General features: G+C 67.9%; 23 protein-coding genes and 1 pseudogene. 14 read left to right on the plus strand and 10 right to left on the minus strand.

The genetic code is table 11. The annotated features are described in order from the left end of the window. The first annotated feature begins 182 nt into the window (after positions 1 to 182). Positions 183 to 641, plus strand: a complete 459-nt coding sequence (locus tag DL544_RS20270; RefSeq protein WP_005420187.1) for a hypothetical protein — start codon at positions 183 to 185, stop codon at positions 639 to 641. A 90-nt stretch (positions 642 to 731) separates the two neighbouring features. Here the strand turns inward: DL544_RS20270 and DL544_RS20275 are convergent, their stop codons facing one another. The 4 genes from DL544_RS20275 to DL544_RS20290 form a co-directional block, all read right to left on the minus strand. Further along, positions 732 to 2,528 (minus strand): DUF885 domain-containing protein, encoded by a 1,797-nt coding sequence (locus DL544_RS20275; RefSeq protein ID WP_139727967.1) that lies wholly within the window; start codon positions 2,526 to 2,528, stop codon positions 732 to 734. A 67-nt stretch (positions 2,529 to 2,595) separates the two neighbouring features. Beyond that, positions 2,596 to 3,111, minus strand: a complete 516-nt coding sequence (locus DL544_RS20280; RefSeq protein WP_049414402.1) for a cytochrome c oxidase assembly factor Coa1 family protein — start codon at positions 3,109 to 3,111, stop codon at positions 2,596 to 2,598. A 25-nt stretch (positions 3,112 to 3,136) separates the two neighbouring features. Further along, positions 3,137 to 5,362 carry a S9 family peptidase gene (locus DL544_RS20285; protein ID WP_139727969.1) on the minus strand — a complete coding sequence of 742 codons (2,226 nt, stop codon included), beginning with the start codon at positions 5,360 to 5,362 and terminating at the stop codon, positions 3,137 to 3,139. Positions 5,363 to 5,522: 160 nt separating this feature from the next. Further along, on the minus strand, positions 5,523 to 6,212 hold the full coding sequence (locus DL544_RS20290) for a glutathione binding-like protein (RefSeq protein WP_053496792.1): 690 nt from the start codon (positions 6,210 to 6,212) through the stop codon (positions 5,523 to 5,525). Between the two features lie 111 nt (positions 6,213 to 6,323). Here DL544_RS20290 and DL544_RS20295 point away from each other — a divergent pair, with 111 nt between their 5' ends. Together DL544_RS20295 and DL544_RS20300 are read left to right on the plus strand one after the other, a co-directional pair. Then, complete coding sequence (locus DL544_RS20295) at positions 6,324 to 6,944, plus strand: TIGR00645 family protein (RefSeq protein ID WP_065177871.1); 621 nt, start codon at positions 6,324 to 6,326, stop codon at positions 6,942 to 6,944. 200 nt (positions 6,945 to 7,144) lie between these two features. Further along, entirely contained in the window at positions 7,145 to 8,158 is a 1,014-nt protein-coding gene (locus DL544_RS20300) for an energy transducer TonB (RefSeq protein WP_139727972.1), read from the plus strand. An 82-nt stretch (positions 8,159 to 8,240) separates the two neighbouring features. Here the strand turns inward: DL544_RS20300 and DL544_RS20305 are convergent, their stop codons facing one another. Then, entirely contained in the window at positions 8,241 to 8,495 is a 255-nt protein-coding gene (locus tag DL544_RS20305; RefSeq protein WP_095378230.1) for a hypothetical protein, read from the minus strand. Between the two features lie 78 nt (positions 8,496 to 8,573). Between DL544_RS20305 and DL544_RS20310 the strand changes: the two genes are divergently transcribed. After that, positions 8,574 to 9,359, plus strand: coding sequence for an AraC family transcriptional regulator (locus DL544_RS20310; RefSeq protein ID WP_139727974.1), 786 nt, complete (start codon positions 8,574 to 8,576; stop codon positions 9,357 to 9,359). Between the two features lie 67 nt (positions 9,360 to 9,426). Then, complete coding sequence (locus DL544_RS20315) at positions 9,427 to 9,855, plus strand: DUF7832 domain-containing protein (protein ID WP_005420206.1); 429 nt, start codon at positions 9,427 to 9,429, stop codon at positions 9,853 to 9,855. 72 nt (positions 9,856 to 9,927) lie between these two features. On the opposite strand, the gene DL544_RS20320 is transcribed toward DL544_RS20315, so the two are convergent. From DL544_RS20320 to DL544_RS20330, 3 genes are read right to left on the minus strand one after another with little or no spacing between them, the layout of a single operon-like run. Continuing rightward, positions 9,928 to 11,112 carry an ABC transporter permease gene (locus DL544_RS20320; protein WP_053496786.1) on the minus strand — a complete coding sequence of 395 codons (1,185 nt, stop codon included), beginning with the start codon at positions 11,110 to 11,112 and terminating at the stop codon, positions 9,928 to 9,930. Beyond that, entirely contained in the window at positions 11,109 to 11,855 is a 747-nt protein-coding gene (locus DL544_RS20325) for an ABC transporter ATP-binding protein (RefSeq protein WP_065177866.1), read from the minus strand. The genes DL544_RS20320 and DL544_RS20325 overlap by 4 nt, the downstream gene beginning before the upstream one ends. Next, on the minus strand, positions 11,852 to 13,378 hold the full coding sequence (locus tag DL544_RS20330; protein WP_139727976.1) for an alpha/beta hydrolase: 1,527 nt from the start codon (positions 13,376 to 13,378) through the stop codon (positions 11,852 to 11,854). The genes DL544_RS20325 and DL544_RS20330 overlap by 4 nt, the downstream gene beginning before the upstream one ends. Before the next feature lie 286 nt (positions 13,379 to 13,664). Here DL544_RS20330 and DL544_RS20335 point away from each other — a divergent pair, with 286 nt between their 5' ends. The 3 genes from DL544_RS20335 to DL544_RS20345 all read left to right on the plus strand — a co-directional run bounded on the left by DL544_RS20335 (position 13,665) and on the right by DL544_RS20345 (position 16,895). Further along, positions 13,665 to 14,150, plus strand: a complete 486-nt coding sequence (locus DL544_RS20335; RefSeq protein ID WP_005420217.1) for a DUF1203 domain-containing protein — start codon at positions 13,665 to 13,667, stop codon at positions 14,148 to 14,150. A 233-nt stretch (positions 14,151 to 14,383) separates the two neighbouring features. Continuing rightward, positions 14,384 to 15,553 carry a lytic polysaccharide monooxygenase gene (locus DL544_RS20340; protein WP_065177864.1) on the plus strand — a complete coding sequence of 390 codons (1,170 nt, stop codon included), beginning with the start codon at positions 14,384 to 14,386 and terminating at the stop codon, positions 15,551 to 15,553. A 175-nt stretch (positions 15,554 to 15,728) separates the two neighbouring features. Next, complete coding sequence (locus DL544_RS20345; RefSeq protein ID WP_065177863.1) at positions 15,729 to 16,895, plus strand: lytic polysaccharide monooxygenase; 1,167 nt, start codon at positions 15,729 to 15,731, stop codon at positions 16,893 to 16,895. 114 nt (positions 16,896 to 17,009) lie between these two features. On the opposite strand, the gene DL544_RS20350 is transcribed toward DL544_RS20345, so the two are convergent. Continuing rightward, complete coding sequence (locus DL544_RS20350; RefSeq protein ID WP_081280473.1) at positions 17,010 to 17,759, minus strand: ferredoxin--NADP reductase; 750 nt, start codon at positions 17,757 to 17,759, stop codon at positions 17,010 to 17,012. 84 nt (positions 17,760 to 17,843) lie between these two features. Here DL544_RS20350 and DL544_RS20355 point away from each other — a divergent pair, with 84 nt between their 5' ends. The 4 genes from DL544_RS20355 (at position 17,844) to DL544_RS20370 (ending at position 21,578) form a co-directional block, all read left to right on the plus strand. Beyond that, positions 17,844 to 18,812 (plus strand): ABC transporter ATP-binding protein, encoded by a 969-nt coding sequence (locus DL544_RS20355; RefSeq protein ID WP_005420224.1) that lies wholly within the window; start codon positions 17,844 to 17,846, stop codon positions 18,810 to 18,812. Then, the gene (locus DL544_RS20360) at positions 18,809 to 19,600 is read left to right on the plus strand and encodes an ABC transporter permease (RefSeq protein ID WP_005420226.1); all 792 of its coding nucleotides are present in this window, start codon (positions 18,809 to 18,811) and stop codon (positions 19,598 to 19,600) included. The genes DL544_RS20355 and DL544_RS20360 overlap by 4 nt, the downstream gene beginning before the upstream one ends. Before the next feature lie 158 nt (positions 19,601 to 19,758). After that, positions 19,759 to 20,697: a 2-dehydropantoate 2-reductase gene (panE, locus tag DL544_RS20365; RefSeq protein ID WP_065177861.1), complete on the plus strand. Its 939-nt coding sequence runs from the start codon at positions 19,759 to 19,761 to the stop codon at positions 20,695 to 20,697. After that, positions 20,694 to 21,578, plus strand: coding sequence for an NAD-dependent epimerase/dehydratase family protein (locus DL544_RS20370; RefSeq protein ID WP_065177860.1), 885 nt, complete (start codon positions 20,694 to 20,696; stop codon positions 21,576 to 21,578). Before panE ends, DL544_RS20370 begins: the two co-directional genes overlap by 4 nt. Positions 21,579 to 21,634: 56 nt before the next feature. Here DL544_RS20370 and DL544_RS20375 read toward each other — a convergent pair whose 3' ends face one another. Further along, positions 21,635 to 22,432: a TatD family hydrolase gene (locus DL544_RS20375; RefSeq protein WP_138953465.1), complete on the minus strand. Its 798-nt coding sequence runs from the start codon at positions 22,430 to 22,432 to the stop codon at positions 21,635 to 21,637. Positions 22,433 to 22,498: 66 nt separating this feature from the next. Here DL544_RS20375 and hrpB point away from each other — a divergent pair. Both hrpB and DL544_RS20385 read left to right on the plus strand, forming a co-directional pair. After that, positions 22,499 to 25,002 (plus strand): annotated as a pseudogene (hrpB, locus tag DL544_RS20380) (ATP-dependent helicase HrpB). Between the two features lie 209 nt (positions 25,003 to 25,211). Next, positions 25,212 to 25,586 (plus strand): hypothetical protein, encoded by a 375-nt coding sequence (locus DL544_RS20385; RefSeq protein WP_005420251.1) that lies wholly within the window; start codon positions 25,212 to 25,214, stop codon positions 25,584 to 25,586. The last annotated feature ends 27 nt before the right edge of the window (positions 25,587 to 25,613 follow it).

Raw genomic sequence — 25,613 nt, forward strand, 5'->3', positions numbered from 1 at the left:
CTCTCCCGCAGTTGGTTCCTGTCTGTCCACCATAGTCGTTCACGCGGTCGCCGCCTACTGCCGTTGGCGGGGCTGTCACCCGACGCGTGCTAGCGTGCTGCCGTGGGTGCCCGGGCCCGGGTGTTGGCGCCGATTCAGAGTGGCCCACCGAAGATCGCAACCAGTCCTACAGGGGTCGTGCCATGAACATCCGTTGGGCCGCGCTGGCGGCCATCCTGCTGGTCGCCGCCGGTTGTGCCAGCACCTCCAAGGTCATGCTGGGGCGCGCCCGCGCGCCGATCGATCCGGCACTGGTGCAGATCTATTCCACGCCACCGGCCGGCTCGCAGGAAATCGCGCAGCTGGAATCGGCATCTGCCGTGGGCTTCGGCACGCAGGGCCAGACCGATGCTGCGGTGGCACGCCTGAAGCGTGAAGCGGCGGCACTGGGCGCCAATGGCGTGGTGCTGATGGGCGTGGGCAGCAGCGGCTCACCGGTGGGCATGTCGGTGGGCGCCGGCACCTTCGGCTCGCATGTGGGCGGTGGCGTCGGCATCGGCATTCCGACCACGCAGAAGCGCGCCGCCGGCGTGGCGATCTGGGTACCCAATCCGGAACCGCCGGCACGGTTGCCGACCCAAGTGATCACGCCGCAGCGGTGATGCAGTAGATCCACGCCATGCGTGGATGGACATTGACGCACGGGGTCAGAGCCCTTTCCTGCGGAAAGGGATCCGACCCCGGCGCGGGCATCACTTGTACTTCGGCACGAACACCTTGTTCACCGCGTCGGCCAGCTGGTCCGGCGGCAGCAGGCCCTGGTCGAGCAGGAAGTTGTTGAACGCCAGGCGGTCGAACTTCGCGCCCAGTGCCAGCTCGGTCTGCATGCGCAGTTCGAGGATGCGGGTGTAGCCATAGAAGTAGCTGCCCGCCTGGCCCGGCATGCGCACCATGTAACGGTCCAGTTCCTGGGTGGCCATCGCCTTGGACAGGCCGACCTGCTCCATCAGCACACGTTCGCCGTTGGCGCGGTCGGTCAGGCCGAGGTTGAGCATCGGGTCAAGCATTGCGCGTGCGGCCCGCAGCAGGCGGAACTGCAGGGCGATCATCTGCCCGTCCAGCGGCTCGTACGGCACCATCTCGGCCTCGGCATACAGGGCCCAGCCTTCAACATTCACCGAATTGAACGCGAACATGGTGCGTGCCAGCGAGACACCACGCTCGACCATCGCGGTGAACTGCAGCTCGTGGCCGGGGCGGCCTTCATGCGCGCTCAGCGTCCATGCCGCCGCACCGAAGTTGAAATCGTCGTATTGTGCGCCCGGGCCCGCCGCCGGGTTGCCCAGCGGCAGCACGAAGGTGCCCTGCTGCCCGGTGTTGTTGACCAGCGGCGCCGGCAGGAAATGCGGGGCCGGGCTGGCCGCGCTCTCGGCGGCCGAACCCAGGCGCATCTGCATGGCGCGCTTGGGTACATCGACGATGGCATGCTCGCGGATCAGCGGATCGATCGCATCGATCACCTTGCGGTAGTGGCCTTCCAGCTGGTCGTCGGCGATCTTGTCGGCCTTCAGCGCGCGGATCACCGCCACCGGGTCGCTCGGATCGGCCACCTTCAGGCCCTTGTCCTTCACCACCAGCGGCGCCAGCTGCTGCATCGCCGAGCGGGTTTCCATGAACTCCAGCTGCGCGCGCTGCATCAGCAGCTTCGGGTCGATATCGATGCCGACCTGCTTGAGCTGGTAGGCGTACAGCGGCGCCGGCAGGCGCGCATCGGTGCGTGCCTTCGGCAGCACGTCCTTGCGGGTCCAGGCGGCGTAGTCCTTCATCTGCCCGGCCAGGGCCTTCATTGCTTCATCGGCGCCGGCGATCTGGTACTTCTTCAGCAGCGACTCGATGCCGGTGATGTACGTCTCGACGTTGTCCAGCGATTGCTGTACTTCGATCTTCGTCGGCTGCAGCAGGCTGCCGTCCTTCAAGCGCTCTTCGTAACGCTGGCGGGCCAGCGTGGTGAACGCGGTGCCACCCGGCTGCAGCCCGGCGTAGGCCTTGAGGCGGTCGATCGCCTTGGCCCGGCGCTCGGCCGGCACCTGGTCGGACAGTAGCAGGTTGAGGCCGCTGAAGATGGTCTGCGGCGCGTCACTCCATGGCAGCAGGTACTTCTCGTTGAGCTCACTGCCTTCGATGTTCTGGTTGGCGGCGTGGATCATGATCTCCAGGTCCTGGCGGACGTTGGGATCCTGCTCGGTGGCCAGCTTCGCCTTCAGTTCGTCGCGCGCCTTGGCCATCGCCGCGCGGTAGCGCTTGCCGTTGTCCGCACCGAGGTCGGCCACCTTGTCGTCATAGCCGGGCACGCCGAAGAAGCCGGTTTCTTCCGGCTGGAACGGGCCCTGCGCATCGAGCAGGATCTGCGCCAATGCGTTGCTGCGGGCCACCCAGGCCGGGCTGGCCGGAGTAGCGGCCTTGGTGGCGGGTGCCGCCAGCGCCGGCGGTGCGGACATCAGCGGGGCGGCAGTCAGGGCCAGGGCAACGGCCAACGCGATCGGCTTCATGGTGCACTCCAGGACAGGGTTGCCCGCACCCTACGCGCTCAGCGCTGTGGCGACAATCGGCCGGAGGTCACAACGCCGCGGCCAGCGGGCATTCGCCGCGTTCGCGGCAGGCCTGCAGCTCGCATTCCTGCGCGGCCTCGTCATCATCCAGCGCGGTCAGGTCGAAGGTCTGCTTGTTCTCGCCCAGCACATACATCACCGGATAGTCCCAGACGTCGTCGCTGCGGGTGCCCTTCACGAACAGCCGGCCGTGCGCGCGCGGGCCTTCCAGGGCCACGGTCAGGCCGACGTCGCGCTGGCCATTGATCGCGGTCTGCATGCTGCCCAGCGGCATCGATTCGGCACGCAGCGGCTCGCCGAAGGCTTCCACCAGTTCGATGCTGCATCCGGCGCGGCGCATCGCCTCGCGCATCGGTGGGCTTTCGCGTGCCGCCTCGCTCCAGCGCAGCACGCTCCAGGCCACCACGCCACCGGCACCGGCCAACACCAGCAGCACGGCCAGCGGCATCGCCCAGCGCCAGTGACGGGACCACCAGCCGGCAGGCTTCGGGCCATGGGTGGGAATCGGCGGCGGCAGTGTCATCGGCGGGCTCCTTCCCGTTTGTGCATCAGGGCTTCAGGCAGCGTCCCAGGAAGGCTTCGGCCACACGGTAGCGATGCAGGGCATCGGCGCCGGACAGGCCATGCTTGGCACCCGGATAGGTCATCAGCTCGAACGGCTGCCCGCGCTTCTGCAGCGCGCTCATCAGGCTGGTCGAGTTGGTGAACAGCACGTTGTCATCGGCCATGCCGTGGATCAGCAGCAACGGCGAACGCAGGCCGTCGATATGGGTCAGCACGCGCGCTTCGCGGTACCCCGCTTCGTTGCGCGCCGGCAGGTCCATGTAGCGTTCGGTGTAGTGGCTGTCATACAGGCCCCAATCGGTGACCGGTGCGCCGGCCACGCCACAGGCGTACTGGTTCGATGCCTTGGCCAGCAGCATCAGGGTCATGTAACCGCCGTTGGACCAGCCCTGCACGCCGATGCGCGCCGGGTCCACCCACGGCTGCTGCTTCAGCCAGGCCACGCCGCGCAGCTGGTCGGTCACTTCCACCGTGCCCTGCTTCCCGTACAGCGCACCACCGAAGTCGCGGCCACGGCGCGGAGTACCGCGGTTGTCCAGCGAGAACACCACGTAGCCCTGTTGGGCCAGGTACTGGTTGAACAGATGGTCGCCGCGGCCGGGCCAGCTGTCGGTGACGGTCTGGCTGGCCGGGCCGCCGTAGACGTACACCGCCACCGGGTAGCGCTTGGACGGATCGAAGCCGGCCGGCTTGATCAGGCTGTAGTTCAACGGGGTCTTGCCGTCGGCAGCCATCAACGTGCCGAACTCGACCGGGCGCTGCGCATCGCGGTAGCGCGCATACGGGTGCTTGGGATCGGTCAGGTCGTTCTCGACCAGCGTGGCGATCTTCTCGCCGTTGGCGCGGAACAGTTCGATCTGCGGCGGCGTGGTGCTGTTGGACCAGCTGTCCACGTAGACGCTGGCATTGCGGGCGAAGCTGGCGCTGTGCATGCCCGGCGCCTTCGACAGGCGCTGCGGCTCACCGCCCTGCAGCGACACCGCGTAGATCTGGCTTTCGCGCGAGGTCTCGATGCCAGCACGGAAGTAGGCCTTGCCGGCCTTCTCATCGACCGCCAGCAGTTCGTCCACCGGCCAGTTGCCATGGGTCAGCGCAGTGGCCTTGCCCTTGTCATCGATGCGGTACAGGTGCTGGAAGCCGGTGCGCTCGGACGACCACAGCACGCTGCCATCTTCAAGGAAGCGCAGGCTGTTGTGCAGCGGCACCCAGGTCGGGCTGGTCTCGTGGGCGAGCACGCGCTGGCGGTTGGAGTCGAGCGCCACTTCGACCAGGTCCAGCTGCTTCTGGTCACGCGACTGGCGCTGGAAACTCAGGTGCTGCGCATCGCGCCAATCGACGCGGGCCAGGTAGATGTCCTGTTCCTTGCCCAGGTCGATCCAGCGCGGCTGCGCATCGGCGGCCGGTGCGATCACGCCCAGCTGCACGCGCACGTTGGCGTCGCCGGCGGCCGGGTAACGCTGTTCGATCACGTCGGTGCGGTCGGCATAGACCTCGTAGCGCTTCTGCACCGGCACCGGCGCCTCGTCGATGCGGGCGAAGGCGATGGCCGAATCATCCGGCGCCCACCAGTAACCGGTGTGGCGATCCATTTCCTCATCGGCGACGAACTCGGCCACGCCGTTGCCGATGGTGGTGCTGCCGTCGCGGGTCAGCTGCAGCTGCTTGCCACTGGCCAGGTCGATCACCCACAGGTTGCGGCCGCGGATGAAGCTGACGAAGCCGCCCTGGGGCGACAGCTTGGCGTCGGTGGCGAAGCCTTCACCGTGGGTCAGCTGGCGCACGGCCGCCTGGCCCTGCTGCTTGAGGTCGTACAGGTAGAGTTCGCCGCCCAACGGGAACAGCAGGCGCTGCGCGTCCGGCGACCACTGGTAATCGACGATGCCGGTCATCGCGGCGATGCGCTGGCGCTCGCGTCGGGCCTTTTCCTCATCGCTGAGGGTCTCGGTGCCGGGCAGCACGACCTTGGAATCAACCAGCAGGCGGGTCTGGCCGCTGCCGATGTCGTAGGTCCACAGGTCCAGCTGGTTGCGGTCGCTGTCCTTGCCGCGCAGGAAGCTGACCTGCGAACCGTCCGGCGCCACCTTGGGCTTCATCAGGGTCGGGCCGGACAACGGCAGGGGGCCGGTGATGGCTTCCAGGGTCAGCTTTTCGGCGTGGGCGGCGGTACTGGTGGCGAGCATGAGGGCAAGCGAAGCGAACAGGTGGCGCATGGAGGATCCCGGCAAACGGCAGGTCCGCCTCCACGCGGGGCGCAGGACGGTCGTGCCCCATCCTAACCAAGCCCGTGCGGGAAGGCAGCATGACCTTCTGCCCATAAGCAGTGCGGACGAGTGCCGACCAACGGTCGGCACCCACCTTCAGATGCCGGGGTCAGCGCTGGCCGAACAGATGCTTGCGCTCTTCGTCGCTGAGCGGCTTGCCGGCGTTCGGGTTCACCTGCTGGCGCAGCGCATAGGCGCGCTGGGTGGCCGGGCGCGCGGCGATGGTCTCGTGCCAGCGCTTGAGGTTCGGGAACGCGGCGAAGTCCACCGGCAGCTTGTCGTAGGCGCCGATCCACGGGTAGCTGGCCATGTCGGCGATGGTGTACGCGTCGCCGGCCAGGAAGGCGTGCTGGGCCAGGCGCTTGTCCATCACCCCGTGCAGGCGGCGCACCTCGTTGTCATAGCGCTCGATCGCATACGGGATCTTTTCCGGGGCATACACATTGAAATGCCCCATCTGGCCACTCATCGGACCCAGGCCCGCCATCTGCCAGAACAGCCACTCCAGGGTGGTGATGCGGCCGCGCGGGTCGCTGGGCAGGAAGCGGCCGGTCTTCTCGGCCAGGTACAGCAGGATCGCGCCGGACTCGAACACGCTCTGCGGGGCGCCGCCATCGACCGGGGCGTGGTCGACGATGGCCGGCATCTTGTTGTTGGGCGAAATGGCCAGGAACTCTGGCTTGAACTGGTCACCCGAGCCGATGTTGACCGGGTGGATGCGGTACTCCAGGCCGGCTTCCTCCAGCAGCAGGGTCACTTTATGGCCGTTCGGGGTGGGCCAGTAATACAGGTCGATCATGGCGTCGGCTCGGGGTGCGGAAAGGAACCTGAAGTCTAGTGCGTGAGTTGGGTTGGCACCGTCATGGCGGGCCGGTAACCTCGCCTCTCCCCCGAAACGCAGCATCCCCGCATGAGTGCAAACCGCCCGCCGCTCTCCCCGTTGTCCACGCTGATCTTCGCCTCGCGCTGGCTGCAGCTGCCGCTGTACCTGGGCCTGATCGTGGCGCAGTGCGTCTACGTGTTCCTGTTCGGCAAGGAACTGTGGCACCTGATCTCGCATTCGGTGTCGATGGGCGAGCAGCAGATCATGCTGATCGTGCTGGGCCTGATCGACGTGGTGATGATCTCCAACCTGCTGGTGATGGTGATCGTCGGCGGCTATGAGACCTTCGTCTCGCGCCTGCGCCTGGAAGGCCACCCGGACCAGCCGGAATGGCTGAGCCACGTCAATGCCAGCGTGCTGAAGGTGAAGCTGGCGATGGCGATCATCGGCATCTCCTCGATCCACCTGCTGAAGACCTTCATCGCCAGTGGCGCACTGAATGGCATCCCGCTGTGCACGCCGGAGCAGATGAGCGTGGCCGCCGCCAACATCGGTGTCGCCCGCTGCTCGATGCTGACTCAGGAAGGCGTGCTGTGGCAGACCATCATCCACTGCGTGTTCATCCTGTCGGCGATCGGCATCGCCTGGACCGACAAGCTGATGTCCAACGGCCACAGCAAGTCGCACGACAAGGCGCACGACCACTGAGGTCGGCGCCGGCAACGGCACGGCCGCCGTTGCCCATCCCGGCCACTGCTCTTGTACGCGGCGGCGGCCGGGATGCTAGATTGCACCCTCGCCGTTGCCGGCGGTGGCGTCGGGAAACGTCACCCTGCCGCGCCCGGACCGCTGGTCCCGGCCATGCATATCAATGATTTACGTCACGTCGTCTTCTAGAGGGGAGCAGGATGTCGCACGTCTCAACGATCACCGCCGCGCGCCGGTGGCTGCCGGTTGCCCTGGCACTGGCACTGGCTGCCTGCTCGGGCAAGGAGGAAACCGCCGCACCGGCCCCGGCCGCCGCACCCACCGCCGCTGCACCGGCCGCACCGGTGGTCGCCGCCAAGGTGCAGTCGATGGGCACCGAGCAGCTGCGTGAGTCGGCCAGCCAGGCCCTGCGCGAGAACCGCATGTACGCGCCGGCCGGCGACAACGCCATCGAGTACTACCTTGCCCTGCGCGACAAGACGCCGGACGACGCCTCGGTGAAGAGCGCGCTGACCGACCTGCTGCCGTACACCCTGATCGCCGCCGAACAGCACCTGGGCCGCGAGGACTACACCGAAGCGCAGCGCCTGGTGGCACTGATCGAGAAGGTGGACGCCTCTGCGCCGGCGTTGCCGCGCCTGAAGGACGGGCTGGCCAAGGGCGTGCAGAACGCGGCCAAGCGCACCGAGGCCGAAGCCGAGAAGGCGAAGAAGGACGCCGAGGACCGCAGCAAGCAGCAGACCGAACAGCAGCGCCTGGCCGAGCAGCGTGCCAAGGAAGCCGACGCAGCCAAGCAGATCGCTGCCCAGCAGGACGCCGCCCGCCGCGACAACGAGCGCCAGGAAGCCGAGCGCCAGGCTGCGGCCCGCCGCGACGCCGAGCAGAAGCAGCAGCAGGCTGCCGCCCAGCAGGCCAGCGCCGCACGCCAGGCCGCCGCACCGGCGGCCGCTGCGGCGCCGAACCTGCGCCCGGTCAGCACCCCGGCGCCGCGCTATCCGTCCGAGGCGCTGCGCGCAGGCACCTCCGGCGAAGTGCTGGTGGAAATCACCGTCGGCACCGACGGTTCGGTGACCAACGCCCGTGTGCTGCGCGCAACGCCATCGCGCGTCTTCGATCGCGAGGCCATGAACGCGGTCAAGCGTTGGCGCTTCGAGCCGGTCAGCGCACCGGTCACCACCCGCCGCACCCTGGTGTTCGCCCCGGGCGGCAGCTGACCGCGAAAAGGGGACGGAGGGGATTAAGTCGTTTCCGACCCGCAATGACGACACGGCCCGGCATGTCCGGGCCGTGTTCGTTTCAGGCGAGGCTGTCGATCAGGCGCTGCAGTTCCGGATCGCGCGCGTCCAGCACCTGGAACAGGCCCAGCGCATGCAGGCCCGGCAGCAGCGCACGCAGGTCGGCTTCGGCGGTGGCGCGGGTGGCGTCATCGCCGGCGGGGTCCTGCCAGTCACGGACGCTGGCGAGGAAGGCGCCGACGCTGCCCTTGCGCACGGTGAGGCCGTTCATCTGCACCTCGTTCTGATGGTCGGGAAGGATGTCCTGCGGCTGCATGGGTGATGCTCCTGTGGGATCGGGAGTCCAGTGTGCCGCCCAGCCATTGGCACTTCTGCCGTATAACTGCCATTGGATATGGCAGATCAGACATCACCCACGTTGATTGACCCCGCTTTGGCGAACGCCGAAGGCGGTCCACTCGTCCTGGCCTCGCAGCTGCGGGTGCCCGGACGGCGCCGCACCGCGCGCCACCAGCACGTGCGCGGCCAAGTGCTGGGTGCCCACCACGGCCTGCTGCGGATCGAGGCCGGCGATCTGCACTGGTTGCTGCCGGCGGGGCATGTTGCCTGGATACCGCCCTTGCTGCCTCACGCCCTGGTAGGGGCAGAGGCATTCGATGGCTGGAGCCTGTACTTCAACGCAGAAGCCTGTCTGGAGCTGCCCGCCGTGCCGCGCATTCTCCAGCCGAACGTGCTGTTGCAGGCGGCGATGATGCGCGCACTGAGTTGGCCACATCAGGCGCTGGACGCCGCGCAGGCACGCCTGGCCGGCGTGATCACCGATGAGATCGCCGCCAGCACGCCTTTGCCGCTTGCCTTGCCACAACCGCAGGATCGACGGTTGCGGCGGATCGCGGCGGCGCTGGCACGGTCGCCGGACGACCTTCGCAGCGTCGAAGCGTGGGCCGCCGCCAACGGACTGTCCGGCCGCAGCCTCGCCCGCCGGTGGCGGGCCGAAACAGGCATGACCCTGGGCCATTGGCGGCAGCGCCTGCGCGTGCTGCTGTCGCTGCCACGCCTGCTGGCGGGCGAGCCGGTGATCAGCGTTGCGCTGTCGATGGGCTACGACACCCCGAGCGCGTTCATCACCGTGTTCAAGCGCGAGATGGGGGTGACGCCTGCGCGGTATACCAGCGGCTGACGCATTCGACGCTCCCGCTGTCTACCCTCGCGACCTAAGCTATTTTCTAGAATCAGGAGGAGAACAGATGAAGTACGACGACGCCAGCTGGCATTCCGGGGGTGACTTCCCTTCGGATCTTCCGGCTGAGGCCGGCGCCACTCACATCGGCATGTACCTGGCATGGCTGCTGCTACAGGGCATGGCAAGCGAAGAGCTCGCCGAGGACGCAGAAGAAGACCTGCAGGCGCTGCGGGAACGTAGAACGACGCCGGGCCTGTTCCTGCTTCAATGCAGCGACGGCAAATTCGTCGATGACCTGGTCAGTGATGAAGCCAACACGTTCACTGCTTCGTACTACGACCTCGAGAATGGCCAGTATCTCGAAGACTATGAGGAACAGTTGGGGGCCGAGGTCCTTTCGCTGTACCACGTCGCCGATACCTGGGAAAACTTCGACCGACTGGCACCGGTGATCGCCCAGCGCTTCGCCGCTTGGCAGGCAACGCGAACCTGAGAACAACGAGGCCCGGAATGACCGGGCCTCGTTCCCCATCCGCCAGGCATGGCCTGGCGCTACCAGCTGCAGTCAGCCAGAGATCGCCAGGCGCTCGTTGTGGTAGCGGCGCACGGCGGCGAACCACAGCACGGCGGCGAGGCCGAGGCTGGCGCCGAGGTAGATCGCCCAGACCGCCGGGGTGATGATCTCGTGGCGGATCACCTTCAGCAGCATCTGGTTCTGCGACAGGAACGGCACGGCGTACTGCCACAGCTCGCTCTTCAGCGGATAGGCTACCAGTGCATAGCCAGGCAGCATCGGCAGCAGCATCAGCCAGGTCATGTGGCTTTGCGCTTCCTTCATGCTCTTGGCTGCGGCCGACAGGAAGGTCAGCAGCGAGGTACCGATCAGCAGCATCGGCAACATCACCAGCAGCATCTGCAGCATCGAGCCGACGTTCATGTTGAACTGGCGGCCAATGTTGCCGGGTGCGATCTGCGCGCTCACCTTGAACGCGACTAGGGTCAGCAGCAGCGACACGAAACCGACCACGCAGGCGGCGGCGATCTTGCCACTGACGATCGCGCTGCGCGAGCCCGGCGTGGCCAGCAGGGGTTCCAGCGACTGCCGCTCGCGCTCGCCGGCGGTGGCGTCCATCACCAGGTATGCACCACCGATGAACGAGGTCAGCGTCAGCAATACCGGCAGCAGCATCGACAGGATCATGCCGCGCTTGGCCTCGGCACTGGCCAGGTCCTGGCGCGCCACGTCCAGCGGGCGTGCCACCTGTGCGTCGATGCCACGCGCCATCAGGCGCAGTGCACCGACCTGGCCGTTGTAGGTGGCCAGCGCCGCCTCCAGGCGCGCACTGGGTACTTCAGCCGCGCGACGCGTGCTGTCCTTGATCACCTCCACCAGCGCCGGCTTGCCCTCGGCCCAGTCCTTGCCGAAATCATCGCTGATGCGCAGCGCCACATCGATGTCCTGGGTGCGGATGGCCTCGGCCAGGTCCTTCGGTGCCGGTGCGGCATTAAGGCCCTGTGCGGCGAGGAAGCGCACCAGGTTCGGCGCGTTTTCGGCGCCGATGGTCGGGATCTGCAACGGCTCTTCGATCTGGGTGCGTACCCGGCTCTCGGCCAGCTTGCCCATGCCCAGCAGCAGCACCGGGTACAGCAGCGGCCCGAACAGCAGGGTCAGCAGCAGCGTGCGGCGGTCACGCGACAGGTCGCGCAGTTCCTTGCGCATCACCGTCATCAGGGTCGACATCATGCTCATGCGTGCAGGCCCTCTTCGCTGCCGATCAGTTTCACGAACGCGTCCTCAAGATTGGCTTCGCCGGCCTGCGCACGCAGCTCGTCGGCGCTGCCGGCAGCCATCACCGTGCCCTTGGCGATGATCACGATGTGGTCACACAACGCGCCCACCTCCTGCATGATGTGGCTGGACAGGATCACGCAGCGCCCCTCTTCGCGCAGGCCCAGCAGGAAGCGGCGCAGCGCGCGCGTGGTCATCACATCCAGGCCGTTGGTCGGTTCGTCGAGGATGACGTTGCGCGGGTCGTGCACCAGCGCGCGGGCAATCGCGGTCTTGGTGCGCTGGCCCTGCGAGAAACCATCGGTCTGCCGGTCGAGGATGTCCCCCATGTCCAGCGCGTGCGACAGCACCTCGATGCGTTCGCGGATGCGCTCGGCCGACAGGCCATGCAGTTCGCCGAAGTAGGCGATGTTCTCGCGCGCGGTCAGGCGCTTGTAGACGCCACGCGCATCGGGCAGCACGCCAAGGTGGCGACGTACCTCCACCGGATTGCGCGCCGCATCGATGCCGTCGACAGTGATGCTGCCCTGGTCGGGCGTCATCAGTGTGTACAGCATGCGCATGGTGGTGGTCTTGCCGGCACCGTTGGGGCCGAGCAGGCCGGTGATCAGCCCATCCCCGGCGCGGAAGCCGACGTTGGCGACCGCCTGGATGCGGCCCGTGCGGGTATCGAAGGCCTTGTGCAGGTTGTCGGCGACGATCATGGTTCCCATCCGTTGAACGAGGTGAACGCCGGCACGTAGCTCAGCGTATCCAGGCAGCCGGCATCCAGCGCCTTGGCATCGGTCTTGTCGATGAACTGGCCGAGCAGCCGCGGCATGCAGCCGGCGGTCAACGTGCCATGGCCCTGGCCACGGGCGACCAGCGCACGGCCGTTGGGCAGGCCCTTGAGCACCTGTGCGGCGTAACGCGGCGGCGTCACCGGGTCCAGCTCACCAGACAGCAGCAGTGTCGGCACGTCGCTGCGCAGCGGCACGGCATCGGTTGCCGGCGCCGGACGGTGCGGCCACACCGGGCAGGCCGCGAAGAACGCACTGGCCACTTCGTTGCCGAACAGCCGCTCGGGATCCTCGGCCGGCGCGTGGTAGCGCGGCGCATCCTCGCTGCAGATCACCGACCACTGCATGCCGCGGTTGATCTGGAAATCCATGCTGCGGTTCGCGCCGCGCGCCAGCGATGCCAACGGGGCATAGCGCCCGTGTGCGGCTTCATCCAGCACCAGTGGCAGCAGCGAGGAATACTGCGGCACGTAGGAGAAGGCGAAGGCAAGGCCGACCACGCTGTCCGGGGTCAGGACATCCTGCCGGGGTGCGTTGGTACCCGGGTCGCGATACTCGACCGAGACCGGTGCACGGCGCAGGGTGTCGACCACGCTGCGCAGCTGCGCGCGGGTATCGGTCGGGAAACGCTTGCTGCACGCGGCATCCTTGCGGCACTGCGCCGACTGCAGGGCGATCGCATCCTCGAAGGTGGTCGCGAAGTCGCCACCGACCACCAGCTCGTTCGGTACCACGCCATCGATGACGATGCTGCGGGTGTGCTGCGGATAGGCCCCGGCATAGCGCTGGGCCACGCGGGTACCGTAGGAGCCGCCAACCAGGTTGAGCTGGTCCACACCGAGCGCCGCACGCACCGCATCCAGATCGGCGATCGCCTCGGTGGTGGTGTAGAAGCGCGCATCGGCACGCCCCTGCAGCGATGCGGCGCAGCGCTGGGCGTAATCGCGCAGCGATGCCTCGGAAGGCGCGGCATCCTCGTCCACCTGCAGCGGCTTGCCGTCCGCGCCCAGGCAGCTGAGCGGGTTGGAGCCGCCGGTGCCGCGCTGGTCGATCAGGAACACGTCGCGCTGCTTGCGCACCTGGCGCAGTGCAGTATCGACGATGACCGCCACCTCGCTGGCCGCTTGGCCGGGGCCGCCGGCCAGGAAGAACACCGGGTCGGGCTGGCTGGCGCCGCTGCTGCCCGATTCCAGCCAGGCGACACGCAGGCCGATCCGGCGACCGTCAGGCTGGGCCCGGTCTTCTGGCACCTGCAGGGTGGCGCACTGCGCCTCCACGTTGGCGCTGGCACCTTCGGTGGACAGTGTGCAGGGCTGGAAGTCGATCGTGCCGAAGCGGCGGCTGGGTGCATCGCTGGCGCTTCCGGCGTCGGCCGGCGTCGGCTGGCTGCACCCGGCAAGCATCAGGCTGGCCAGCATCCCGGCCAGCGCGAGGTGGTGTCTTTGCATCGTGCTCGTTTCCCCTGGAGGACGTTCCTGTCGACCACGACGGGCTGCCGCGGAAGATGTGACCCAACTTACACGGGCAGCGCGCCGACGGCGATGGGCAATGACGAATCCGCAGCCAACGGCGCGCAGACCAGGCGGTCCCGCCTCTCGGCCTTGGCCGGCACAGGGCGGCATCGGCGGCGGCCCGTGGGCCAGTGCACCGGCCCGGCGGCGATGCGGGGTCTGAAAACGGCGAGCACGGTCGCCGGCGCACGCGCAGAATCCGCCGCAGACCCAGGAGACGCTCATGCACACGTGGTACCTCGGTGGCATCGACCATCGCCCCTTCCTGCACCTGTTCGAGATGAGTGACAGCGCGCTCGCCGCGCTCGGCATCCAGCGTCGCTGGGCCGGCGCCAACGGCGGCCATCCCTGCCGGATCAGCCTGAGCGATCCCGCGCCTGGCAGCGAGCTGCTCCTGCTGTCCCACGTCCACCTGCCGCTGCATTCACCGTATCGCGCCGCCGGCCCGATCTTCGTGCAGCGCGGCGTGACCCGTTGCGTCCTGCCGCCAGGCGAGGTGCCCCCGTATGTGCAGCGCCGGATGATATCGATGCGTGCCTATGACCACGCCGCGCTGATGTGCGGTGCCCAGGTCTGTGCGGGCACCGAGGTGGCCGACCACCTGGATGCACTGTTTGCCGACCCGTCGGTGGCGTTCGTCCAGCTGCACAACGCGGCGCATGGCTGTTTCTCGTGCCAGGCAGATCGGGTGGGTACCGTGACTGCGTAGCGCGATCCCCATGACGTGATCGATGCCACGCCGGTCACGTGACGTCCAGCGCATCCGTTCAGCCCTGCGTGAAGCCTGCGGGAAGGGCTTCACATGCGCAGTCACGGATCGGCACTGCGATGGTTCCGTCGCCTGCATCGCGACTCGATACTCGCCGTGGTGCCGCCGGAAGTCCACTGCGCAGCGCAGCGCCTGCGGTCACCGTTCCCTTTCGACGACCACAAGGATGCGCCATGTCATTCCGATCCACACCGCTGCTGCTGGCTACCTCGTTCGTGGCTGCGGGCCTGTCCCTGGCCGGCAACGCGTTCGCCCACGGCACCATGACCACGCCGGTCAGCCGCGTCTACGCCTGTTTCCAGGGCAACCCCGAGAACCCGACCAACCCGGCCTGTGCCGCCGCCAAGGCCATCGGCGGTTCGCAGGCGTTCTACGACTGGAACGGCATCAACCAGGCCAATGCCAACGGCAACCACCAGGCCGTGGTGCCCGACGGCAAGCTGTGCAGCGGCAACAACCCGACCTTCCGCGGCCTGGACGTGAACCGCAGTGACTGGCAGACCACGCCGATCCAGCCCGATGCCAATGGCAGGTTCACCTTCGTGTTCAAGGCGACCGCGCCGCACGCCACCCGTGACTGGCGCTTCTTCGTCACCCGCGAAGGCTGGCAGCCGGGCAGCCCGCTGCGCTGGGCCGACCTGCAGGAGTTCTGCACCCTGGGCAATACACCGCTGTCGGCCGATGGCACCTACAAGCTGCAATGCACGTTGCCGCAGCGCACCGGCCAGCATGTGATCTACAACACCTGGCAGCGCTCGGATTCGACCGAGGCGTTCTATACCTGCATGGATGTGCGTTTCCAGGGCGGCGGCGGAACGGCACCGGCAACGCAGTGGCAGGATGCCGGCCCGGTCACCGCGCGCGGCGAGCTGCCGGTCGGCACCACGTTGGCGCTGCGCGTGTTCAATGCCAACGGCAATGATGTCGAACGCGTGGAAGCCACGCTGGCCAGCGGCCAGACTGCCGCCGCACAGTGGCCGCTGGTGCTGGCACGCACGGTCAATGCCAGTGCGCAGCACGCACGCGTGGGCGTGCTCAGCAACGGCGTGATCACGCCGGCGGCCTCGGCCACCGACAACCGTGTGTACCTGAAGGACGGCAACCGCTTCCAGCTCGACACCCGGGTGCCCGACGCGGGCACGCCGTCGCCGGGCGGTGATTTCGACCACGTGTACCCCGCAGGCATTGGCAGTTACGTCCCCGGCCAGACCGTGGTAAAGGGCACCGACGGCAAGCTGTACGCCTGCCGCCCGTTCCCGGAAGGGGCGTGGTGCAACGTCAATGCCGAGGCATATCGCCCCGGTGTGGGCAGTGCATGGCGCGATGCTTGGGTGCCCTACTGACCCGTTGTAGAAGGCGGTGCGCATCGTGCCGCCTTCTGCCTGGGCCGCAGTGTTTTGAGCAGGGCGCTGCAGATCAGGCACGACAGCCATCAAATTCAAACTTGTCCGATGTTGACGGCGCGTCTGCATGTGAAGACTCCATGAGGTTTCCCACACCTCGCAAAGGAGTCTCTGCATGCACCTGTCCCACCGGGCAGTCCTCGCACTGTCCGTCGTTGCCGGCCTCGCCCTGTCTGGCAGCGCCTTCGCCCACGGCACCATGACCAAGCCGCTCAGCCGCGTGAAGCAGTGCCACGAGGGCAATCCGGAAAACCCGACCAACCCGGCCTGCGCCGCCGCCAAGGCCATTGGCGGCGCGCAGCCGTTCTACGACTGGAGCGCGATTGCGCACGGCAATGCCAATGGCAACCATCGTGAACTGGTGCGCGACGGCGAGCTGTGCAGTGCCAGCATTCCCAAGTACCGCGGGCTCGACCTGAACCGCACGGACTGGCCGACCACGCCGATCCGCGCCGACGCGCGTGGCCGCTACACCTTCGAATTCTATGCCCCGGCCCCGCATGCCACCCGCGAGTGGAAGTTCTATGTCACCCGTGAGGGCTGGCAGCCGGGCAGCCCGCTGCGCTGGGCCGACCTGCAGGAGTTCTGCACCCTGGGCAACGTGCCGGTGGATGGCAAGACCTACAAGCTGGATTGCCCGCTGCCCAAGCGCAGTGGCCAGCACATCATCTACAACACCTGGCAGCGTTCGGATTCGGGTGAAGCGTTCTACACCTGCATGGACGTGCGATTCGAAGGCGGCAATGGCGTGATTCCGCCGCCGCAGTGGCAGGATGCCGGCCCGGTCACCGCCCGCGGTGCGCTGGAGGCAGGCACCACGCTGACCCTGCGCGTGTTCAATGCCAACGGCAACGATCTGGAGCGCCCGGAAATCACCCTGGCTGCTGGCCAGACCGCTCCGGCACAGTGGCCGATGGCGCTGGCCCGCAAGGTCAACGGCAGTGCCCAGCACGCCCGCGTCGGCGTGATGAAGAACGGCGTGATCACGCCGGTGGCGTCCGCCACCGAGAACCGCGTCTACCTGAAGCCAGGCAACCGCTTTGAACTGGAAACCCAGATTCCGGGCCCGGTTGATCCGGTCGATCCGCCGGGTGGCGATTTCGACTTCGTGTATCCGGCCGGCCTCGGCAGCTACAAGCCTGGCGAGACCGTGGTGAAGGGCACCGACGGCAAGCTGTACGCCTGCCGTCCGTTCCCGGAAGGTGCGTGGTGCAACATCAACGCCGATGCCTATCGCCCGGGCACCGGCTTTGCCTGGCGTGATGCCTGGATCGCGTACTGAGGCCGGGCACCGGGGGCGGCGTGGTGCCGCCTCCGGTTTGCGGGGGGTGCCGGCCAGCGGCCGGCACTACCGGGGTTCATGGGGTTGCCGGCCAACGGCCGGCACCACCCGGGCCTACTTGCTGCTGACGTACTTCTCGCGGCGGATCTGCGGGTTGCCCAGGCCGGCCGCCTTCAGCAGCTCGGCGCAGGCATCGACCATGTCCGGGTTGCCGCACAGGTAGGCGATGTCGGTGGCCGGGTCCGGCGTGAAACCGGCCAGCGCCTGCTGCACGTAGCCGTGCTGTACATCCGGGTGCGGTTCGGCCGGCAGTTCGCGCGACAGGCACGGAACATAGCGGAAGTTCGCGTGCTTTTCGGCGAAGCTGTAGAAATCTTCGCTGTACAGCAGCTCGCCCGGACTGCGCGCGCCCTGCAGCAGCACGATCTGCACGCCGCGTTCGGCTATGGCCTTCTCCAGCAGCGGCAGCATCGAGCGGTAGGGGGTAACGCCGGTACCGGTGGCGATCAGCAGGTAACGGGCGTTGTGGTCACCGGGATTCAGGCAGAACCGGCCATAGGGGCCGGACGCACTGATCTGGCTGCCCTGCTCCAGCGCCTCGAACAGGGCCGTGGCGGCGCCACCGGGCACGAAACTGACCGCGATGTCCACCGCCTCGCCCGGGCCCAGCGCATGGTCGTGGATGGTCGCCAGCGAGTAGCTGCGCTTGGTTTCGGTGCCGTCGGCGTAGCTGAAATGGACCTGGATGAACTGGCCGGGCTGGAAATCCAGCGGCTGCCCATCGTCACGCACGAACTGGTAGTGGCCGACGGTCGGGGCCAGCATGCGGCAGCCGACCAGCTTGAGGGGGAATTGAACAGGCACGACTTTTCGGGACAGTGTGTAGCCGGGGCAAGCCCTCGGGGTCTTCTATAATAGCCCCTCCCCGCCCCTCTCCAGCGCCAGCCCATGGGCGCGAAGGCTTCGAGCTTGGCATCCCAGAACGATACGGCGCCCGCCCTGCGCGTGCGCGACCTGCGCAAGACTTATGACAACGGCACCCAGGCCCTGAAGGGCGTTTCCCTGGAAGTGGCCCCGGGCGACTTCTTCGCCCTGCTCGGCCCCAACGGGGCGGGCAAGTCGACCCTGATCGGCATCATCAGCTCCCTGGTCAACCTCAGCGAGGGCCAGGTGGAGGTGTTCGGCAGCGACCTGGTGCGCAACCGCAGCGCCACCATGCGCCTGATCGGGCTGGTGCCGCAGGAGATCAATTTCAACCTGTTCGAAAAGCCCTTCGACATCCTGGTGAACTACGCCGGATTCTACGGCGTGCCGCGCGAGGAAGCCGAGCAGCGCGCCGAGGAAGAGCTGAAGCGCGCGCACCTGTGGGAAAAGGCCCAGGTGATGAGCCGCACGCTGTCCGGCGGCATGAAGCGCCGGCTGATGATCGCCCGCGCGATGATGACCCGCCCGCGCCTGCTGATCCTGGATGAGCCGACCGCCGGCGTGGACATCGAGATCCGCCGCGACATGTGGCGCGTGCTGAAGGAGATCAACGCTGCCGGCACCACGATCATCCTCACCACGCACTACCTGGAAGAAGCCGAGTACCTGTGCCGCCACCTGGCGATCATCAACCATGGCCAGATCGTCGAGCAGGGGCCGATGCGCACCCTGCTGGCCAAGCTGGACGTGGAAGGCTTCCTGCTGGACATCGACGGTGACCTGCCGGCGCAGCTGCCGGTGATCGAGGGCGCGACGCTGACCGCGCCGGACCCGCACACGCTGGACATCGACATGCCACGCGCGATGGACCTCAACCGCGTGTTCGCTACGCTGAACGAGTCCGGCATCCGCGTGCGTTCGATGCGTACCAAGAGCAACCGCCTGGAGGAGCTGTTCGTGCGCCTCACCGGCAACATGGAGAAGCCTGCATGAGCACCACCGAGCTGACCGACGGCCAGCGCAACCGCATCGCGCTGATGACCATCGTGCGCCGCGAAGTCGCCCGCATCATGCGCATCTGGGGCCAGACCCTGGTGCCGCCGGCGATCACCATGACCCTGTACTTCCTCATCTTCGGCAACCTGATCGGGTCGCGCGTGGGTGACATGGGCGGCTACACCTACATGCAGTTCATCGTGCCGGGCCTGGTGATGATGAGCGTGATCCAGAACAGCTACGGCAACATCAGTTCCTCGTTCTTCGGTGCCAAGTTCGGCCGCCACGTCGAAGAACTGCTGGTCAGCCCGATGCCGAACTGGGTGATCCTGTGGGGCTACGTGGCCGGTGCCGTGCTGCGCGGCCTGATGGTCGGCGTGATCGTGCTGATCATCGCGATGTTCTTCACCCCGGTGCGAATCCCGCATCCGATCGTGATGCTGACCACGGTGATCCTCGGCGCGACGATCTTCTCGCTGGCCGGATTCATCAATGCGGTGTATGCGAAGAAGTTCGATGACGTGGCGATCGTGCCGACCTTCATCCTGACCCCGCTGACCTACCTGGGTGGCGTGTTCTATTCGGTGAAGCTGCTGCCAGGCTGGGCCGAAGCGGCCACGCACGCGAACCCGATCTTCTACATGGTCAACGCGTTCCGCTATGGCCTGCTGGGCAGCAGCGATGTGCCGCTGCCGGTGGCCTACGGCCTGATGATCGGTTTCGTGGTGGTGCTGACGGCGCTGGCCCTGTGGCTGCTGCGCCGTGGCGTGGGTATGCGCAGCTGAGACCTGCGTGGTAGTGCCGGCCGCTGGCCGGCAACACCAGATCCACGCCATGCGTGGATGCAGCAGTCTGTAGAGCCGAGCCTATGCTCGGCTCTTTTTTGCCTGCAATCTCCGGCACAATCGCAGTTCTGATTCCCCCAGAAAACGGTGAACGTGCAATGCGCATCCTGATCCTCGGCGCCGGCGGTACCGGCGGTTACTTCGGTGGCCGCCTGGCCCAGGCCGGCGTGGACGTGACCTTCCTCGTGCGCCCCGCGCGCGCCGCGCAGCTGGACCATGATGGCCTGGTCATCCGCAGCCCACTGGGTGATGCGCGTTTCCCGGTTCAGCACGTCACGGCTGATGCACTGCCCGCACTGGCCGCGCAGAAGCCCTTCGACCTGGTCATCCTCAGCTGCAAGGCCTACGACCTGGACAGTTCGATCGATGCCATCGCCCCGGCAGTCGGCGCGAACACCACCGTGCTGCCGATCCTCAACGGCCTGCACCACTACAACGCACTGGACCTGCGCTTTGGCCGCGACGCGGTGCTCGGCGGCCTGTGCTTCATCAGCGCCACCAAGGCGCCCGATGGCGCGGTGCTGCATCTGGGCAAGCCGGCCAAGCTCACCTTCGGCGAGCGCGACGGCGGCGCGATCTCCGCGCGCGTGCGCGCCTTCGCTACGGTCTGCGCGAAGGCCAACCTTGATCACCTGGCCAGCGAGCGCATCGGCCAGGAACAGTGGATCAAGTACACCTTCCTGACCGCGCTGGCCGCAGCCACCTGCCTGCTGCGTGCGGATATCGGCACCATCGTCGCCACCGATGATGGCGAGGCGATCGTACGTGGCCTTTACGACGAGTGCCTGGCCGTCGCCGAAGCCGCCGGTGAACCGGTTCCGGAGGCAGCGAAGGACACTGCGCGCGGCACGCTGACCCAGGCCGGCTCGGCGTTGAAGGCCTCGATGCTGCGTGATCTGGAGGCCGGCCAGCAGGTGGAGGCCGAACAGATTGTTGGCGACATGCTGGTGCGTGCGCGCAGGGCTGATCAGGAAGCCCTGCTGCTGCAGGTTGCCTACAGCAGCCTGCAGGCCTACCAGGCACTGCGGGTCGCGTGAGTCCCGCCTTGCAGGCCAGCCCATTGCCCGCGCGGGTACTGATTCTCGGGCTGGGCTGGAGCGGACGCGTGCTGGCCGCGCAGCTGCAGGCGCACGGCGTAGGCGTGGCCGGCACGGTGCGCGACCCGTCTGCGGCACCGCACGATGGCCTGCTGCGACACCCGCTTCGAGCTGACACCGCACCGTCACCTGCCCTGCTCGAAGAGATCGCGCAGGCCGATGCCGTGCTGTGCAGCGTGCCGCCCGACGCGGAGGGCGACCCGGCACTGCGCCTGCTGCTGCCCGCGCTGCAGGCCAGCCCGGCATTGCGCTGGGTCGGCTATCTGTCGTCGACCTCGGTGTATGCCGACCGCGCCGGCGGTTGGATCGACGAGCGCAGCGCGGCCGACGCCACTGAAGCGGCTGGTGTGCAGCGCCTGCTCGCGGAAGCACAGTGGCGTGCACTGGCCGGACAACGCAGCATCGCCTCGGCGGTGTTCCGCCTGCCCGGCCTGTACGGGCCGGGTCGCAATGCGCTGGTGCAGTTGGCGCAGGGGCGTGCGCGCCACGTGGTTCGCCCGGGCCAGGTGTTCAACCGACTGCACGTGGATGACCTGGCAACCGTCATCATCGCCGCAATGCGGCGACCGGCCCGGCAGGGTCTCTACCTGCCCAGCGACGACGAGCCTGCACCGCCGCAGGATGTGCTGGCCTTCGCCGCGAAGCTGGGCGGGTTTGCGCTGCCGCCCGCCGTGGCCTGGGATGACCCGGCACTGAGCCCGACGCTGCGGCGCTTCTACGAAAGCAACAAGCGCATCGACAGCCGGGGCACGCGTGAAGCATTGGGCTGGGAGCCGAGGTTCCCCAGCTACCGTGAGGGCCTGCGCGACCTGCTCCGGTAGTGCCGGCCGCTGGCCGGCAATCAAGATGTGCTGCCGGCCAGCGGCCGGCACTACCATCAACCCGCGTCGGGCAGGCGGAAGAACGCGCGGGCGGCGGCCGTGGCATTGGCCGCGGTCACCGCAACGTCCTCGCCACGGTCACGTGCCAGCTCTTCCACGATGTGCGACAGGAACATCGGCTCGTTGCGCCGGTCCTTCGGCATCGGCTTCAGCGTGCGCGGCAGCAGGTACGGCGCGTCGGTCTCGATCATCAGGCGGTTGGCCGGGATGCTCTTCACCAGTTCGCGCAGGTGCGCGCCACGGCGTTCGTCGCACAGCCAACCGGTGATGCCGATGTACCAGTCCTGGTCCAGGTAATCGAACAGCTCATCGCGTTCGCCGGTGAAGCAATGCACCACCGCCGGGCCGATGCGGCCTTCGAAGTTCTTCATCTGTGCCATGAAATCGGCGTGCGCGTCGCGCTGGTGCAGGAACAGCGGCTTGCCGTTGTCCGCGGCCAGCTGCAGCTGGCGCTCGAACGCGCGGTGCTGCGCCGGGCGCGGCGAGAAGTCACGGAAGTAGTCCAGCCCGCACTCCCCCACCGCCACCACTTCCGGATGCGCGTGCAGCGCGCGCATCTCGGCATCGCATTCCTCGGTGTATTCCACCGCGTGGTGCGGGTGCACGCCGGCGGTGGCGTACAGGAAGCCGGGGTGCTGCTGGGCCAACTGCAGGGCCAGTGGCGAGTGCTCGCGGCTGGCACCGGTGATGACCATCTGCACCACGCCGGCCTGGCGCGCGCGGTCCAGCACGGCATCGCGGTCGCGGTCGAAGGAGTCGTGGGTCAGGTTGGCGCCGATATCGATCAGGTGCATGGTCATCGCGGGGAAAAGTGCCCGCGCATTGTACCTGCGCCCGCCGTGCCCCCTTATCCTTTGCACATGACCGCCCCGCTCTTCCCGATTTCCCCGCTGCTGCCGCAGATCCAGCAACACCTGGCCGCGCAGCAGCGACTGGTGCTGGAGGCCCCGCCCGGTGCCGGCAAGACCACCCAGGTGCCACTGGCACTGCTCGACGCACCGTGGCTGCAGGGCCGCAAGATCATCCTGCTGGAACCACGGCGGGTCGCCGCCCGCAGCGCCGCGCTGTTCATGGCGCGGCAGCTGGGCGAGGAGGTCGGTGGCTCGGTCGGCTACCGCATCCGCTTCGAAAACAAGGTTTCGGCGCGCACGCGCATCGAGGTCGTCACCGAAGGCATCCTGACCCGCATGCTGCAGGACGACCCGATGCTGGAAGAGGTCGGTGCGATCCTGTTCGACGAATTCCACGAGCGCCATCTCAGCGGCGACCTCGGCCTGGCGCTGGCGCTGGATGTGCAGGCGCAGCTGCGCGATGACCTGCGCCTGGTGGTGATGTCGGCCACGCTGGACGGCGAGCGGCTGGCGGGTTTTCTCGATGCGCCGCGGCTGAGCAGCGAGGGCCGCAGCTACCCGGTGGCGATCAGCCATTTCCCGGCGCGCCGCGATGAGGCGCTGGAACTGCAGGTGCGCCGCGCGGTGCAGCAGGCCCTGGCCGAGCACCCCGGTGACCTGCTGGTGTTCCTGCCCGGCCAGCGCGAGATCGCGCGGGTGCAGGCGGGCCTGCAGGAATCGCTCAATGGCGATGTCGAGGTCCTGGCGCTGCACGGTGAACTGCCCGTGGAACAACAGGCGCGCGTACTTCAGGTGGCCAGCGATGGCCGCCGGCGCGTGGTGCTGGCGACCAACGTCGCCGAGTCGTCGGTGACGTTGCCCGGCGTGCGCGTGGTGATCGACAGCGGCCAGGCACGCGAACCGCGCTACGACCCCAACAGTGGCTTCACCCGGCTGGACGTGGTGGCCATCGCGCAGGCATCGGCCGACCAGCGCGCGGGCCGTGCCGGGCGCGTCGCCGAAGGCGTGGCCTGGCGGCTGTGGCCACAGTCGCAGCGGCTGGAACCGCAGCGCCGCGCCGAGATCGACCAGGTGGAACTGGCCGGACTGGCACTGGAACTGGCGGCCTGGGGCAGCAGCGATCTGCGCTTCCTCGATCCGCCCCCGGCGGGTCCGATGGGCGCGGCGCGCGAACTGCTGCAGCGGCTCGGCGCCCTGTCCAGCAGTGGCGCGATCACCGAACTGGGCCGGCGTGTGCTGGCGCTGGGCACGCATCCACGGATGGCGGCGATGCTGCTGGCAGCGCCCGATGCCCGCGCCCAGGCGCTGGCTGCCGACCTGGCCGCGCTGCTGGAGGCGCGCGACCCGTTGCGCCAGGGCGGCGACGCGCTGGCGGCCCGCTGGCGCGCACTGGCCGCGTTCCGCAATGGCCGCACACCGGGCGATGCCAACCGCAGCGGGCTGGCCGCGATCGATGCCGCCGCCAAGCAGTGGCGTCGCCGCCTGCGCTGCGAAGCCACGCCGCCGGCCAGCATCGAGGCCCATGAGCTGGGCGACCTGCTCGCTCATGCCTTTCCCGATCGAATTGGCTTCCAGCATCCCAGCGATCCTCTGCGCTACCTGCTGGCCAATGGCCGCAGCGCGCGCCTGCACGAGCTGAGCGACCTGCGCGGTGAGCCGTGGCTGGTGGCCAGCGAACTGCGCTTCGAGGCGCGCGATGCACTGCTGCTGCGTGCCGCACCGGTGGACGAGGATCGGCTGCGCAAGGCGTGGCCGGATCGCTTCGTCACCGAAGACGTAGTGCGCTGGGACAGCGAGCGACGCGCCCTGGTGGCACTGCGCGAGACGCGTTTCGACCGCATCGTGCTGGACAGCCGCTCGGCCGGCCGAGTCGATCCGCAGCACGCCGCGCAGGCACTGACCGGCGCGGTAGCCGAACTCGGTCTGCAGGCGCTGCCGTGGACCGAGGGCCTGCGCCAGTGGCAGGCGCGCGTCGAGTCACTGCGGCGCTGGATGCCGGAGCTGGACCTGCCCGACTGCAGCGACGCGGCCCTGCTGGCCAACCTCACGCAGTGGCTGCAACCCGCGTTCGCCGGCAAGAGCCGCCTGGACGCGCTGGATGAGGCCAGTTTCGGCGAGGCACTGAAGTCGCCGCTGGAATGGTCACAACGGCAGCTGGTCGAGCGTAATGCGCCGACCCGCATCACCGTGCCGTCCGGGCTGGAGCGGCCGATCACCTACGCGTTGGACAGCGAGAGTGGTGATCCGCTGCAGCCGGTGCTGGCGGTGAAACTGCAGGAACTGTTCGGCCTGGCCGACACGCCGCGCATCGCCGATGGCCGCGTGCCGCTGACCCTGCACCTGCTCTCCCCGGCGGCCGCCCGCTTCAGGTCACCCAGGACCTGCGCAACTTCTGGGAAAACACCTACGCCGAAGTGAAAAAGGAAATGAAGGGCCGTTACCCGCGCCATCCATGGCCGGATGATCCGTGGACAGCCACGGCCACGCACCGGGCAAAGCCGCGCGGAACCTGAGGGCGGGGTCGGATCCATTGCATCGCAATGGGCTCTGACCCCATACACCGCGCCGGGGTCAGAGCCCTTTCCCAAAAGAAAGGGATCCGCCCCACCCTGCCTGATCCTGAATGGCTGCGGTAGAGTCACACCACGTGCGTCACCGGCTGACATACCGTTTACGGGCAACGCGCGACACTGGACTTCGACCCGAGGCAAAGGACCCCCGCATGAGCAAGCTGACCGTAATCACCGACCGCGCCCTGGAGCGCGCCCTGGAGCTGGCCCACACCGCCGGCGATGGCCTGAAGAGCGCCGGTGGCAGCCTGCGCAATGCGGACTGGATCAAGACCGGCGCCGCCATCGGCGCAGTGAAGACCGGCGGCAAGGCCGCGACCAAGTTCGTGCGCCGCAATCCGGCTGTGGCCGTGGCCGCTGCTGCGGTGGGTGTTGGCCTGCTCGGCTATGCGCTGTACCGCAAGCAGCAGAAGAAGAAGGCCGCCAATGGCCACGTGGTGAATGGGCAGGCGCAGCGCATCAGCGCGCGTGACCGCCGCAACGACACCGTCGTGGACGAGCACAGCGATATCGGCAGCGACGCGTGAATTTGCCAGGGTCGGACCCCTTCCGCG

The sequence above is a fragment of the Stenotrophomonas sp. pho genome (genome assembly GCF_006228405.1).
Taxonomy (GTDB): domain Bacteria; phylum Pseudomonadota; class Gammaproteobacteria; order Xanthomonadales; family Xanthomonadaceae; genus Stenotrophomonas; species Stenotrophomonas sepilia.

Bases quoted from the DNA above. Each gene is read 5' to 3' on its own strand.
- DL544_RS20270 (WP_005420187.1), top strand. From the start codon at position 183: ATGAACATCCGTTGGGCCGCGCTGGCGGCCATCCTGCTGGTCGCCGCC.
- DL544_RS20275 (WP_139727967.1), bottom strand. From the start codon at position 2,528: ATGAAGCCGATCGCGTTGGCCGTTGCCCTGGCCCTGACTGCCGCCCCG.
- DL544_RS20280 (WP_049414402.1), bottom strand. From the start codon at position 3,111: ATGACACTGCCGCCGCCGATTCCCACCCATGGCCCGAAGCCTGCCGGC.
- DL544_RS20285 (WP_139727969.1), bottom strand. From the start codon at position 5,362: ATGCGCCACCTGTTCGCTTCGCTTGCCCTCATGCTCGCCACCAGTACC.
- DL544_RS20290 (WP_053496792.1), bottom strand. From the start codon at position 6,212: ATGATCGACCTGTATTACTGGCCCACCCCGAACGGCCATAAAGTGACC.
- DL544_RS20295 (WP_065177871.1), top strand. From the start codon at position 6,324: ATGAGTGCAAACCGCCCGCCGCTCTCCCCGTTGTCCACGCTGATCTTC.
- DL544_RS20300 (WP_139727972.1), top strand. From the start codon at position 7,145: ATGTCGCACGTCTCAACGATCACCGCCGCGCGCCGGTGGCTGCCGGTT.
- DL544_RS20305 (WP_095378230.1), bottom strand. From the start codon at position 8,495: ATGCAGCCGCAGGACATCCTTCCCGACCATCAGAACGAGGTGCAGATG.
- DL544_RS20310 (WP_139727974.1), top strand. From the start codon at position 8,574: ATGGCAGATCAGACATCACCCACGTTGATTGACCCCGCTTTGGCGAAC.
- DL544_RS20315 (WP_005420206.1), top strand. From the start codon at position 9,427: ATGAAGTACGACGACGCCAGCTGGCATTCCGGGGGTGACTTCCCTTCG.
- DL544_RS20320 (WP_053496786.1), bottom strand. From the start codon at position 11,112: ATGAGCATGATGTCGACCCTGATGACGGTGATGCGCAAGGAACTGCGC.
- DL544_RS20325 (WP_065177866.1), bottom strand. From the start codon at position 11,855: ATGATCGTCGCCGACAACCTGCACAAGGCCTTCGATACCCGCACGGGC.
- DL544_RS20330 (WP_139727976.1), bottom strand. From the start codon at position 13,378: ATGCAAAGACACCACCTCGCGCTGGCCGGGATGCTGGCCAGCCTGATG.
- DL544_RS20335 (WP_005420217.1), top strand. From the start codon at position 13,665: ATGCACACGTGGTACCTCGGTGGCATCGACCATCGCCCCTTCCTGCAC.
- DL544_RS20340 (WP_065177864.1), top strand. From the start codon at position 14,384: ATGTCATTCCGATCCACACCGCTGCTGCTGGCTACCTCGTTCGTGGCT.
- DL544_RS20345 (WP_065177863.1), top strand. From the start codon at position 15,729: ATGCACCTGTCCCACCGGGCAGTCCTCGCACTGTCCGTCGTTGCCGGC.
- DL544_RS20355 (WP_005420224.1), top strand. From the start codon at position 17,844: ATGGGCGCGAAGGCTTCGAGCTTGGCATCCCAGAACGATACGGCGCCC.
- DL544_RS20360 (WP_005420226.1), top strand. From the start codon at position 18,809: ATGAGCACCACCGAGCTGACCGACGGCCAGCGCAACCGCATCGCGCTG.
- panE (WP_065177861.1), top strand. From the start codon at position 19,759: ATGCGCATCCTGATCCTCGGCGCCGGCGGTACCGGCGGTTACTTCGGT.
- DL544_RS20375 (WP_138953465.1), bottom strand. From the start codon at position 22,432: ATGCACCTGATCGATATCGGCGCCAACCTGACCCACGACTCCTTCGAC.
- DL544_RS20385 (WP_005420251.1), top strand. From the start codon at position 25,212: ATGAGCAAGCTGACCGTAATCACCGACCGCGCCCTGGAGCGCGCCCTG.